Annotated in this window: 13 protein-coding genes; 1 reads left to right on the top strand and 12 read right to left on the bottom strand. The window is 29.8% G+C overall.

Going from position 1 to position 12,838, the window contains the following annotated elements:
- Positions 1–33: 33 nt before the first annotated feature.
- The 10 genes from HMPREF3247_RS11135 to HMPREF3247_RS11085 form a co-directional block, all read right to left on the bottom strand.
- Positions 34–522: a DUF456 domain-containing protein gene (locus tag HMPREF3247_RS11135; protein WP_000152582.1), complete on the bottom strand. Its 489-nt coding sequence runs from the start codon at positions 520–522 to the stop codon at positions 34–36.
- A complete protein-coding gene (locus tag HMPREF3247_RS11130) occupies positions 519–1,739 on the bottom strand; it encodes a sugar efflux transporter (RefSeq protein ID WP_000367064.1) in 1,221 nt (406 codons plus the stop codon). The genes HMPREF3247_RS11135 and HMPREF3247_RS11130 overlap by 4 nt, the downstream gene beginning before the upstream one ends.
- 200 nt (positions 1,740–1,939) lie before the next feature.
- Complete coding sequence (locus HMPREF3247_RS11120) at positions 1,940–2,806, bottom strand: LysR family transcriptional regulator (RefSeq protein WP_000687412.1); 867 nt, start codon at positions 2,804–2,806, stop codon at positions 1,940–1,942.
- Between the two features lie 115 nt (positions 2,807–2,921).
- A complete protein-coding gene (locus tag HMPREF3247_RS11115; RefSeq protein WP_000865624.1) occupies positions 2,922–3,566 on the bottom strand; it encodes a ribonuclease FAU-1 family protein in 645 nt (214 codons plus the stop codon).
- 144 nt (positions 3,567–3,710) lie between these two features.
- Positions 3,711–3,827, bottom strand: a complete 117-nt coding sequence (locus tag HMPREF3247_RS11110) for a hypothetical protein (RefSeq protein WP_001789973.1) — start codon at positions 3,825–3,827, stop codon at positions 3,711–3,713.
- A gap of 91 nt (positions 3,828–3,918) precedes the next feature.
- On the bottom strand, positions 3,919–4,392 hold the full coding sequence (locus tag HMPREF3247_RS11105; protein WP_000833483.1) for a cupin domain-containing protein: 474 nt from the start codon (positions 4,390–4,392) through the stop codon (positions 3,919–3,921).
- Complete coding sequence (locus HMPREF3247_RS11100; protein WP_000532966.1) at positions 4,392–5,108, bottom strand: YebC/PmpR family DNA-binding transcriptional regulator; 717 nt, start codon at positions 5,106–5,108, stop codon at positions 4,392–4,394. The genes HMPREF3247_RS11105 and HMPREF3247_RS11100 overlap by 1 nt, the downstream gene beginning before the upstream one ends.
- Positions 5,109–5,297: 189 nt before the next feature.
- Positions 5,298–5,657 (bottom strand): HTH-type transcriptional regulator SarX, encoded by a 360-nt coding sequence (sarX, locus tag HMPREF3247_RS11095; RefSeq protein ID WP_001090985.1) that lies wholly within the window; start codon positions 5,655–5,657, stop codon positions 5,298–5,300.
- Positions 5,658–5,802: 145 nt separating this feature from the next.
- Positions 5,803–7,953, bottom strand: a complete 2,151-nt coding sequence (locus HMPREF3247_RS11090; protein WP_001129749.1) for a helix-turn-helix transcriptional regulator — start codon at positions 7,951–7,953, stop codon at positions 5,803–5,805.
- Between the two features lie 696 nt (positions 7,954–8,649).
- Positions 8,650–9,294: a Bax inhibitor-1/YccA family protein gene (locus HMPREF3247_RS11085; protein WP_000081602.1), complete on the bottom strand. Its 645-nt coding sequence runs from the start codon at positions 9,292–9,294 to the stop codon at positions 8,650–8,652.
- 360 nt (positions 9,295–9,654) lie between these two features.
- Here HMPREF3247_RS11085 and HMPREF3247_RS11080 point away from each other — a divergent pair, with 360 nt between their 5' ends.
- On the top strand, positions 9,655–10,452 hold the full coding sequence (locus HMPREF3247_RS11080) for a LysM peptidoglycan-binding domain-containing protein (protein ID WP_000731641.1): 798 nt from the start codon (positions 9,655–9,657) through the stop codon (positions 10,450–10,452).
- A 587-nt stretch (positions 10,453–11,039) separates the two neighbouring features.
- Here the strand turns inward: HMPREF3247_RS11080 and HMPREF3247_RS11075 are convergent.
- The gene (locus HMPREF3247_RS11075; RefSeq protein WP_000120368.1) at positions 11,040–12,047 is read right to left on the bottom strand and encodes an inorganic phosphate transporter; all 1,008 of its coding nucleotides are present in this window, start codon (positions 12,045–12,047) and stop codon (positions 11,040–11,042) included.
- A gap of 15 nt (positions 12,048–12,062) precedes the next feature.
- Positions 12,063–12,680, bottom strand: a complete 618-nt coding sequence (locus HMPREF3247_RS11070; RefSeq protein WP_000491755.1) for a DUF47 domain-containing protein — start codon at positions 12,678–12,680, stop codon at positions 12,063–12,065.
- Positions 12,681–12,838 lie beyond the last annotated feature (158 nt).

Raw genomic sequence — 12,838 nt, 5'->3', positions numbered from 1 at the left:
TACCGAAAAACATATTTTGCAATAAGCTTTTTATTAATTAATCAATAAAGCATCTATAAAGAACCATACAATCATTATAAACATAATGATTGCTTGAGCTATACTACTTGTTAAAAATGCTACGATTGAACCTATACTTACTTTAACTGCTCTTTCAAATGAATAGCCTTGTATTAATTCAACTATGAATACCAAAATAAAAGGTATAATAATAATTCCAAATGGCGGTAAAACAAAACATCCAATAACCACACCAATTAAAGCTGCATACTCTCCAAACTTAGAACCACCGAAGCGATTCACAAAATATTTATTAGCTAAAAAGTCGGCACATAAAATTAATATTGTTAGCAATGCCATAGATACATAAAACACCCATGATAAATGCTGATTATGAAAGCCAAATTGATAGATTAAAAAGCCAACCCATAATACTAAAACAGAAGGAATAATCGGCTTAATCAACCCAACAAATGCTAACATGAAGGCAGCGATGATAAGTAGCCATAAAATAATTGTCATGTTGATATCACATCCTCTTTTGTAATTTTTTGATTTTTAGTAAAGAATATAAGTATCATACCTAACATGATTGATGCTGCTGATACAAAAAATACATTTTCCAAACCTACCCAGTGACTCATAGCACCACCTAATAGGTTACCGCCTAACTGTCCAATAACCATTGCATTAGAAAATAGTGTTGAAGCGTATCCTGGAAAATCTGGTAAGATATCTTGGAAATAACTAATACCAATTCCTAAAAGAACCGCTAAGAAAATAGCTAAAAACACCTGTCCTGCTAACATCATATAGAAGTTTTTAAATACCCCAATGCTGAAGTAGAATAAACCACCAAAAATCGCTCCATAAATCAACAATGTTCGAGTCTGTAATCTAGATGATAAAACGCCAAGAATGATCATAAATGGCACTTCTAAACCAGCACATAAACTAGCTAAATAACCGACATGTTGTTCATTTTCTTTTAAATAATCAGTAACAAATAAAGGCATATTCATCGTATACATCCATTGTCCAATGTGTAATAAAATAAATGCAATAAATGGTAATAAAAGCGTTTTGTCTTTAAACATATTAGGAGCAATTTTTTCAACATGTTGTTGCGTACTAATAGGGTGTTTAATGTTTAAATCCTTATAGAAAAACACTTGAAGTACTAAAGTAAATAAAATGATACTTATTGTTCCACCAAACAATCCAGCATAGCCTTTTAATCCGATTAATTGGGCACCAATAAATGGACCAAATAAAAAGCCCAATGAGAACATTGAACGTAATACTGTGTTGGCAAATTGAGCTCTATCTTTAGAGCTTGAAACATTGATAGATTCTCTAGCAGATGCGTAAAGTTGGGGCATTGCTGGTGCAAATAATCCTTGGAAAATCGCATATAGTAATATGAATAACCAGATTGTATCTACAAAAAAGTATATTGAAAAACCAAGCGCACCCATTAATAATGCGAGAATAATAATAATTTTTCTATTAAAGTGATGCGTATCCGAAAATCTAGCAATAATTGAATTTACTGTAAACTGGCTAATCGCTGCAGATGCTAGAAGTAATCCATACTGATTTGTTGTCATACCTAAATCTTTAGTTGCAAAAAGAACAAGATATGGGACCGTAACCGCAATACCCATACCTAGTAGAAACATATTAGCAACAAAGAGTTTATAATTCTTTATTTGTAATAACGCTGCAAACATATCCATAACCCCGCTTCTTAGAGCCCCTTTTAATTTATTAATTAGGGGCTCTTATGCAGTTGGTGCATTAGCAACCAACTGTATTCCTTTGTCCCCTTTTAATTTATTAATTAGGGGCTCTTTTGCTGTTGGTGCATTAGCAACCAACTACGTTCAATTTAACCGAATAGTTTAAAATTAAATACAAACCTTAAATTAGTCTAAAACTACGCCTTTGGTTGTTCAACAAAGCTCGCCATGAGATTTACAAAAGAATCAACTTGTGGCAATTGCAACATGCTCGGATCATAACTCATAAATGTCGAACGAATCAGCGGTTCATTATCAATTTCTACTTTTTCAAACTCAAATTGTTCTTTGCTGATATTTTTCATCATAATTTCTGGCAAGATTGTAACACCTACACCACTAATCAACATTTCTTTGCAAGTTGCTACTTGATCCACTGTAATAGTTGCATGGTAATCTTGTTCTAAATTATCGTTATACCATTGTTTTATTTGATTTATATAAATCGGATCAGCTTGAAACTCTATAAATGGTAACTTTGTAACATCATCTCGTCTATTTTTTGGAAAAATAAAATAATGATCATCATTAAATAAATGTGTGTTAGCTAAATTCATTACCTTATTTCCACGAGTTATCATAACATGATAATCTCTATGATTTGCTTTAATTTGTTCAGTTGAACCAACTTGCACTTGTATTTCAACATTAGGAAATTGGGCATTATATAGGCTCAAAACTTCAGGAAGTAAGGTTTGTCCAATCAAAGAAGAACACCCGATTGATATTGTTCCATTCACTTCACCAATATGTGCCTGCATTTTGTCAAAAAATAATCGCTCTCTTTTCAACATGTCACGAGCATGCTCAATAATCATTGTTCCTTCAGTTGTTGTAATCAATTGTTTTTTTGTTCTGATAAAAATATCTACTCCAAAAGCATTTTCAATAGCTTTTAGTCTTTGTGTAACAGCAGGTTGAGATATATATAAAATTTCAGCCGCTTTACGTAACGTTTTCGTTTCGTCTAATGTTATTAGTAAACGATAGTCTTCAATCTTCATAATTTCCCCCCATAAATTATTCAATTATTGAACTTTCATGGCTACAAGCATTCATGAGTTCATTACTAACGAATAATTTCACCAATTTTATTGGTATGGCTGCAGCTTGAATTACTTAGTTTTTCTTTTGTTGTTGGTGATTTTTAGTTTGATTATATTGCTTAGGCTTTATTTGTTTGCTTTTTTCAATATTAGTTTTATTTTGTGGCTTTTGATGATTTTTTTGAGCCTTTGCATTAATTTTATTAAAGCAGTACATGATTTTCTTTTGGAATCCTTTAAAATCATTTTCTAACTCTGCCATAATTTGATGTGCAATCATATATGCTTCATGAAATTGCTTTTTTGTAATTTGCTCACTTTCTAATGCAAACATTAAATCATCTTCATCTACCAACTCATATTCACCACTTGGTAATGCTAAAACATCTAAACATAAATCTACTGTACGCGCATTACCTTTTTGCGTTATATTTTTGATATTTATATCAAAATAATATTCTAATGGATTGCCTTTATTATCAAACATTACAGTTATACTATAACGTTTCTTTTCAGGTAGTATTTGCAACCATTTATAATTGTCATCTGCGACAATGATATTTTGTCCAACTACCGTCACCTCTAAAGGATCACGAACCTTTTTCATCGTGACTAAGCCTATAATACCCTTAAACCTATTATTATTAACTTTTACCTCTGTGTATTCCCTATCAATTAGGCGACGCCAGTGACGTTTATCTATATACTTTACTTTCACAGTCACCAACTCCTTGTCATTATTATATAAAACTACATAAATGATGTCATGTCATGATACAGTTTTATAGTTTTTGTTAATCATATGAAAATATTTATTATTATTTTACTACAACTCGCTTCAATTTACTTAAAATAGACAATATTAATTAGATAGTACACACATTTCTTCATAAAAGTGATTTTTCAAAAATATAAATAACACACTCTTATCGTTTTCAAAATCATTTAATGCTATTTTCATTAAAAACAGCTGAAGCATCAAATCTATTCTGATTCAATCAAGAATACATATAAAAATGAAGTGACTCAAAGGTTTATTAACAACCTTCAAACCACTTCATTGATCATTTTTATTTTAAAGCATATTTTTCGATTACTGATTTAAGATGCGGATATTGCGTAATTAATTCAGATTGCTTAAACAATTCAAACTGCTTAAACTCAAATGCCGGTTGACACATACAACCTACTAAACTAAAAGTATTTGATATTTCGATTGAAGAAGCAAAAATTGTTCCTTTAGGCACTACATATTGCAATACATCTCCATTTTGGATATCAGTACCCAATGTTGCAGTCGTATATTCCCCATCCGGATTTATCATATGAATTGTTAGAGAATCACCAGCATGATAGTACCATACTTCATCAGCATCAATTCGATGAAAATGCGAAATATTGTCATCTGTAAGTAAAAAATAAATACTACTAAACGGCGCTCTGCGTCCATCTTTCAATACTTCTCGAATTGTCTCTCTATAGAAACCACCTTCAGGATGTGATTCAAGTTGCAATTCATCAATCCATTGTTCTGCTGATTTCATTATTTCAAATCCACATTATGGAATACGTTTTGTACATCTTCTAAATCTTCTAATGCATCGATTAATTTTTCAAATGTTACTTGGTCCGCTTCAGAAAGTTCAATATCTGTTTGAGGTAACATTTCAAATTCAGCAACTTTAAATTCTTCAACACCTGCTGCACGAAGCGCATCTTGAACGACTGCAAATTGATCTGGTTCAGCATAGACTATTGTCAATCCATTATCGTCAATCACATCATTTACATCTACATCTTGTTCCATTAATGTTTCAAGTATTTCGTCAACAGACTTTCCTTCAATACCAAATGTTGCCACATGATCAAACATATAAGCAACTGATCCAGATACACCCATATTACCGCCGTTTTTACCAAAAGCAGCTCGCACATCAGAGGCAGTACGATTTACATTATTTGTTAACGCATCAACAATTAGCATTGATCCGCTTGGGCCAAATCCTTCATATCTTAGGTGATCAAAGTTTTCGTCTCCAGCACCCTTAGCTTTATCTATTGCTTTTTCAATAATATGATTCGGCACTGAATATGTCTTAGCGCGTTCAAGCACCAACCTTAAAGCTTGGTTAGATTCTGGATTGGGTTCACCAGATTTTGCTGCAACATAAATCTCCTTACCAAATTTCGCATATATTCTACTTGTGTTTTTATCTTTTTGGGCCTTTTTTTCTTTAATGTTATTCCATTTACGTCCCATAATGTCATCTCGCTTTCGAACTGTTTAATTAACAACATATATTATACATGATTTTTTTATGTTTATATACATTTTCACAATTAACATTATTGAACTACGATTTCTTCAAACTGTTACTTAGTTTTAAAATATGTATAAATTAAAAATGTGCCGATAAGCAAATTCTATGCTTTCGACACTCAATTTCAATTAAATATTTAAAAATTGTTCTACATCTTCAAATAAAGCATTAAATTTAGATATATCATCATTATTTAAATAAATATAAATTTTACGCTCATCTTTAGATGATCTAACTTTACTAAGTCTTTCTTTTTCAATTAGTCTTCTTATAGAAACTAATAATTTTGTCCTACTTAAATCTAGCTCATCCATTGCAGTTTTTAAAAATGATTGCATAAGTACTTTTTCATCTTTGCAATGCTTCATCGTTAAATCTAAGACTGCTAAATCATTTAGCGACAACTTATATTTTTTATCAATATATTCAGATAATGCTTTATATTGTTTATAGAAGCCAAGCAATGTTTCTAATTTCTCAGTATTCAAAATGTTGCACCCCCAAATATATAAAGACAATGCTTCTGTCATTATTATCTTAAATTTTTCAGCCATTGTCTTTCTCATTTGTTTTTAATACGTTGTCAAAATTACCAACAAATGCAAATTAAATTTTGCAATACATATCAAGGTGTTATTTTTTTCCTATTTTAATTATGTATAACGCATTAAAAGTAACGTTAATATTCAAGGAATTATCACTAAAATTATGCTCTTTAATCTCTATTGCTGGTTTAAGGTAGTTGTCAATTTTAGATAGTAAACTAGGGTTCCATTCATATTTATCTCTTAATTCTTTAGAAATCAAATGATTAATGTTGCCACTATTTTCGTCCAATGTTTCTATTACAATTAGATATTTATCGTTTAAAACATTGTTTTTAAAATTTATATAAACTTGACTATCCTCAAAATTACTCATAATTGTCTCGCTCTCTATCACTCGCCAATCATAAATAACAAGACAATAATAATTCTCTATATCAAAAATAGAATAATAACTGTTTTCGTATTTTGGTTTCGAGACATATTCGATAAATTTTTCCAATATAAGACCTAGTGTTGTTTTAAATCCATTTTTATCATATAGATGCATCGCATTAAATGTATGATGATTATCAAAAATGTTTAATCCAAAGCCATCAAAGTTGTGATACAGCGCACTTAATGTCTTATAAATTAATGGAGCACTATTACTTAAATCTCGTTCTTTATTATTAAGCAGTTTATGATTTTCAACATTTAGAAAAATAAGCTTTTCTTGTTCAATATCCAATTCATTAATTACTTGTTTTAAATTTTTAAAATGCAAAATATTTTTCAATAGTAACTCATCACTTTCCCCCATCAAATAAGGGCTACTTAAATTTGCATTATCTATTATTAACGAATCGAATTTAAGTCGCTTTATTTGTGATACTAGTGATTTAAAAACTGAAGGTTTTTCAAATAAACAGGTAATGTTCAATCCTAATTTCACATTCAACATGATGTTATGTAATTTTAATATCATTCGATAAATTGTTCTAATTTCCATCAATGATAAATCAAAAACAAAATGCACTTCGTAATTATTATGATTACTTAATTCGTTTGGAGATATTTGTCTGAAAACACTCATAAAAGCTTCTTCAACAAAATAAGTTGTTTCAATATCATTTATATTAAATGCTATCTTTAGATCACTTTCAATTATTGTTTTAATGATTGTGAATTTTTCTTCTTCGGACATGGTATTTTTACTTTTTAGAATCGATGGCATGATGAAAAAGACAACTTGACTGTTCTTATTCAATAAGGTTTTAAAGATTCCTTCTAAGAAAACTAATTTCATTTCTGTATAAGTATTTATTTGAATAACCGTTTGAAACAATTTAGGTGTTTCAAATTTGTCTTCATCAATATGTATAACATCAGTTAGGTGGTTTTTATAATGTTCAATATAATTCAATATGATTTCTTTTACTTCTTGCACCATTTTGCCTACTAGTGGTTCTGGCTTTAGCATTAAACATTTATTATATTTTGATAAATTACGATATTCATTCGGTGTTATATCCATATAACTTTTAAACATTTTAGAGTAAGTGGAGCTACTACTAAAACCTAAATGTTCACTTATGTTGCTAATAGTACTATCAGTAGTAAGTAGAATTTCAATCGATTTACCAATTTTCAAAGTATCAATATATTTTTTAAAACCCATGCCCATAAGTAAGTGGAATTGTGATGACAAATTTGACTTTGAGACAAATAATTTATCAGCGACACTTTTTAATGTCAATCGTTGATTTACATTTTGATAAATATATTCGAGCTCATCACGCAAATCACCATAATAAGCATATCGATATTGATTTTGTGCAATCTTTTTATCCATACTTGCTTCTTTTGCAATGATTTTAATAATATCCTGTAATTTTCTAATATCAGCGTCATTAAGAGGCTGATTATCAAGGTATCGATATGTCAATTTTAATAGTAGACATTTCAAATTATAGGATGATTTAATCAACTTTGCTGTATAGTGGTAATTAAAGAAAGTAAAGCCTAATTCCGCAAACCAATCGCTACTCAAATACAACATGATCGTTTTTTTATTATTCTTAATACTAAATACATCCAGATGATTAATAATATATATATCATCTTCAATTATTTTACTTTTACGAAATTTTTGTAGTTCGATTTCCCCGTCAATTGGCCAAAATAAGACTATGCCATCTTGGCAACGCGTTGTCGCATATTCATTATTAGTAAGTATATGCAAGCATGATTTTGCCATAACTTTACCTCTTTCTATATTTAAGTACCACTTTTATCATTCCCTATAATATTTAACTTATTTAATTAAACGTAAATTTAACACAATACGAATACCAAATCAAAAATAAATAAAACTATATAATGGTTAATTTTTAAACTTATATATCAATCATTTAAATATTACAAAAATAGATGTAGTCAGTTTAATTAAACTATCCAATTGAAAACACACTACTTTTTAGTATTTTCAAAATAATTTTAAATGACCACATCTACAACGTATTACTATTATCTTTTGTTAGTTATATATTCATTTTCAATTTAAAAATAAACACTTATTTAAATCACATTCTACTTTTGAGATGAGCTCAAACTAACATTAAATTGTTTATATTATCTATACTTCTTCCTATTAATGTTTCGATTTTAAAATTAATACGTAGCTATACTTTACTTTTCTAATAAAAGTGTAATTAGAAAGGCAAGTACACCTGTTTAAAGTTTATCTTCTAAGATTTGTTTACTTTAGAACTATAGCAGTTAATCATTTCAATGATTAATAATATCTTTACAATTAAGGTAATATATTTTTATTGCTTTATCAGTAAAATCTCAGTCTAAGTTTCTAACTTATGACAATCGCTCCAGTTTAAGGTTGATATTCATTATTGATTATTCCAAAACTTTATACAAATTTCTTTATTAATTTAACTGTTTATCTTCTGAACATATTAGCAAGATAAAGTATATCCTTAATAATATTCAACAAATTAATAAATAGATTAAATCCCATTTCTCTTGGTGAATAGTCACCTCTTTTTAAACGATTAAAATCATACAAAGTATAAAGTAGAAATAACAACAAACTAACGACGGTAATAATAGTGTAAAAAATAGGATTTTGAAGAAAAATACCAATTAGACTCGCAATAATTAATGTTATTAATGTAACGAATAAATATTTGCCTATACTCGATGCATCTCCAACGAAGAAATAACCAATAATACCAAATGCTATAAATGCAAAAATTGCTAATGCGATATTTTTATAGAAAATATCTGGTCCTAAATTTTGTAAATACGTGGTAAACGTTGCGTATGACAATAAGCCGATCACTACAGCGTAAATATGTGAAATAATTAAACCGAACCGTCTCGCTCTTTCAAAAACAAGTGTTGCTAAAATAATAATCAGTAATCCAAATGACAAGGGTTGTCGCCAACTTAATGGTAAAAACTGACCTAGATAGCATCCTATGCCAAATATAATCCAATAATACATAAAATAAAGCCACACTTTACTTATTGATTGAGCATGCTGGTTTTGATGATAATATGAATGATTTGTATTTTGCGACAAAATAATTCCTCCTTCTACCGTCGTTTTATGCGTCAAATTTTACAGTAAATTTTGCTTCATCAAAAGAAATAACCTTTAATAAGTATAGTAATTTTACATTTTACAATGTTACAAAATATAATTTTTTATAATTAGTTAAAATCACTAAAACGCTTTTATACACTATCAAATCAGCATTTATAAAAATATGAACCGCTATCCTAAAATGTTAATAATATTACAAGATAATAACAAACCACACAAAGCTACTTATTTTTGATAATATGGAAATCGTAATATAAAACGAAAACTTAATTTACTATATAAATTGTCTTAATAATTTTTAAAAGTAGTAAAACTTAATTTTAAGGAGGAGTCCCTTTGAAAAAATTAGCATTTGCAATAACAGCAACATCTGGTGCAGCTGCATTTTTAACGCATCATGATGCACAAGCTTCTACACAACATACAGTACAATCTGGTGAATCATTATGGAGTATTGCTCAAAAATACAACACTTCAGTAGAGAGTATTAAACAAAATAACCAATTAGATAACAACTTGGTATTCCCTGGTCAAGTTATCTCAGTAGGTGGAAGTGATGCACAAAATTCGTCAAACACTTCTCCACAAGCTGGTTCAGCATCATCTCATACTGTACAAGCTGGTGAATCATTAAATATCATTGCTAGCAGATATGGTGTTTCAGTTGATCAATTAATGGCAGCCAATAACTTACGTGGTTATTTAATTATGCCTAACCAAACATTACAAATTCCTAATGGTGGATCAGGTGGTACAACACCAACAGCTACAACAGGTAGCAATGGCAATGCATCATCTTTTAATCACCAAAATTTATACACTGCTGGTCAATGTACATGGTACGTATTTGACCGTCGTGCTCAAGCTGGTAGTCCAATTAGCACATATTGGTCAGACGCTAAGTATTGGGCTGGTAACGCAGCTAATGATGGTTACCAAGTAAACAACACACCATCAGTTGGTTCAATTATGCAAAGCACACCTGGCCCATATGGTCATGTTGCTTATGTTGAACGTGTCAATGGTGATGGTAGTATCTTGATTTCTGAAATGAATTACACATATGGTCCATACAATATGAACTACCGTACAATTCCAGCTTCAGAAGTTTCTAGCTATGCATTCATCCATTAATTAAATAAATTGTACTGATATATACTAGCAATTCACATCATGTGAGATTGCTAGTTTTTTATTTTTGAAAAAAATTTTCATTTTGGTACAAAAAATTATCTCACCCTTCCCTATCATACATATTTATATTTTGTATGAATGGTAGTTAGGTAAAAATTAACAACCTACCTATTTGATTAAATTAAATGCATAATATATTAAAAATCAAAATAATGCAACTAAGTTGACTATATAATGATTTAATTTGTTATACCAGTATTTTACGCTTTTTCTTCTACATATACAAATTTATATTAAATAAAGTCCAATACAATTTAGGTTAATTAAACAAGTTGATAACTATTTAATTATTCCTTCATTGAAGAATATAAACTATTAAATCATTATTTTACGCTTACTTATATTTTAATGACCTAACTGTTTATGTTCCATGGAATAAATTTATAACTTAGACCCCTAATTAAAATGCTTTGTCTTGGTCATTCTACGTAAACTCTATAAAATATGTTATCTACTTACATAAAAAACTGAACTTCAATACCACCATATGTTTGTGATACTGAAGTTCAGTTTAGTTTTATTTTCAATTAGAAAAATAAGTTAAGTATATAGAATAGTAAACCTGCTAACAATGCTGAAATAGGTAATGTAATCACCCATGTAATGATCATTCGTTGCGCAGTGCTCCATTTTACACCTTTAGCTCGGTTAGAAGCACCAACACCTAAGATTGATGATGACACAACGTGAGTTGTTGATAATGGGAAATGTAGCGATGATGCAACAAAAATTGTTAATGCAGATGATAAATCGGCCGCAGCACCATTTGCTGGACGTATTTTCATAATATTACCACCTACAGTTTTGATAATTTTCCAGCCACCAATTGCAGTACCAAGCCCCATTGCTGTCGCACAGGCAAATTTTACCCATAACTGTGGTTCAACGCTGCCATCATTCTGTACATTAGCAACAATTAATGCCAACGTAATAATACCCATTGACTTTTGCGCATCATTCGTACCGTGAGAGAATGATTGTAACGCTGCTGTGAAAATTTGGAAAAATCTAAAGTTACGATTCGCTCTTGTTAAATTTGCATTTTTAAAGATAACTTTAAAAATTGAATACATCAAGAAACCAACACAAAATGCGATTATCGGTGAAACGATTAATACAATAATAATTTTTGTGAAACCTTGGTAATGTAACACTCCAAATGAGCCTTCAGATGCGATTGCTGCACCCGCAATTGAACCTATAAGTGCATGTGAAGACGAACTTGGAATTCCGTAAAACCAAGTAGCTAAATTCCAAATAATAGCCGCAAGTATTGCAGCTAACACAACAACTAATCCATTTTCCAATTTAAATGGATCGACAATGTCTTTAGTAATGGTGCCTGCAACGCCCGTAAATGTTAAAGCACCTATAAAGTTCATCACTGCTGCCATTAAAATTGCCGTTTTAGGCGTTAACGCTCTAGTAGATACAGCAGTAGCTACTGCATTGGCTGTATCATGGAATCCATTGATAAAGTCAAATATCAGCGAGAAAATAACTACAGCTATAGTGACGATGATTATATATGACATAAATATATACTCCCCTTAGCTATTTTTCATAATAATAGTTTCAAAATTATTTGCTACGATTTGACATTTATCAGCGATTTCTTCCATGCTTTCATAAATATCTTTTATTTTAATTAAAGTGATTGGATCTGTTTCGCTATTGAAAATATGTTTAATTGACTGTCTTAAAATACCATCACAGTTTGTTTCAAATTCTTTAATATTAATTGAATGAATACGCATATGTGATAATTTTTTATCGACTAATAAGCCGACAGCAAGTTTCATTTCTGCAACTGCTTTTTGAATATTATCAACAAACTCAGCCATATATTCATCTGTGTATTCGATTGAATACATTTCAAACATAGCTGCCGTTTCTTCAATTGCATCTAAAACATCATCAATTGCATCACATAATGATAAAATATCTTCACGTTCAATTGGTGTGATAAATGTTTGATTTAAATCAGTAATTACTTGATGTACTAATTCGTCACCATGTGACTCATAAGTTTTAATGTTGTCTGAGTATGCTTTTAAATCTAAATGTGTATTGAAATCCATTTTACCGAATTCAATAGCAGCACGATCCAGATTGAAAACCATCTCTTCTAATTGAACCATAAACTTATCTTTTTTCTTACTAAACATTTAAAATCCTCCATTTAAGCGATTGTCACCAATCACATTCAGTTATAATTTGTTTCAAATTAAGACAAGTGAATTTACAAACTAATGATACAAATTTGTTATTATCAATCGTCAGTATAATTTTAGTGTACTGATATTAATTTCAAAAATGCCTCACA

Origin of the sequence: Staphylococcus sp. HMSC36A10 (assembly GCF_001838845.1) — a bacterium.
GTDB classification, from domain to species: Bacteria; Bacillota; Bacilli; order Staphylococcales; family Staphylococcaceae; genus Staphylococcus; species Staphylococcus aureus.
The sequence above is the reverse complement of the archived record's forward strand: the minus strand, read 5'-3'. Positions and strand labels throughout refer to the sequence as shown.

What these genes read in the sequence shown, in the direction of transcription:
- HMPREF3247_RS11135 (WP_000152582.1), bottom strand. Translation starts at nt 522, where the DNA reads ATGACAATTATTTTATGGCTACTTATCATCGCTGCCTTCATGTTAGCA.
- HMPREF3247_RS11105 (WP_000833483.1), bottom strand. Translation starts at nt 4,392, where the DNA reads ATGAAATCAGCAGAACAATGGATTGATGAATTGCAACTTGAATCACAT.
- HMPREF3247_RS11090 (WP_001129749.1), bottom strand. Translation starts at nt 7,953, where the DNA reads ATGGCAAAATCATGCTTGCATATACTTACTAATAATGAATATGCGACA.
- HMPREF3247_RS11075 (WP_000120368.1), bottom strand. Translation starts at nt 12,047, where the DNA reads ATGTCATATATAATCATCGTCACTATAGCTGTAGTTATTTTCTCGCTG.
- HMPREF3247_RS11100 (WP_000532966.1), bottom strand. Translation starts at nt 5,108, where the DNA reads ATGGGACGTAAATGGAATAACATTAAAGAAAAAAAGGCCCAAAAAGAT.
- HMPREF3247_RS11110 (WP_001789973.1), bottom strand. Translation starts at nt 3,827, where the DNA reads ATGCTTCAGCTGTTTTTAATGAAAATAGCATTAAATGATTTTGAAAAC.
- HMPREF3247_RS11120 (WP_000687412.1), bottom strand. Translation starts at nt 2,806, where the DNA reads ATGAAGATTGAAGACTATCGTTTACTAATAACATTAGACGAAACGAAA.
- HMPREF3247_RS11130 (WP_000367064.1), bottom strand. Translation starts at nt 1,739, where the DNA reads ATGGATATGTTTGCAGCGTTATTACAAATAAAGAATTATAAACTCTTT.
- HMPREF3247_RS11070 (WP_000491755.1), bottom strand. Translation starts at nt 12,680, where the DNA reads ATGTTTAGTAAGAAAAAAGATAAGTTTATGGTTCAATTAGAAGAGATG.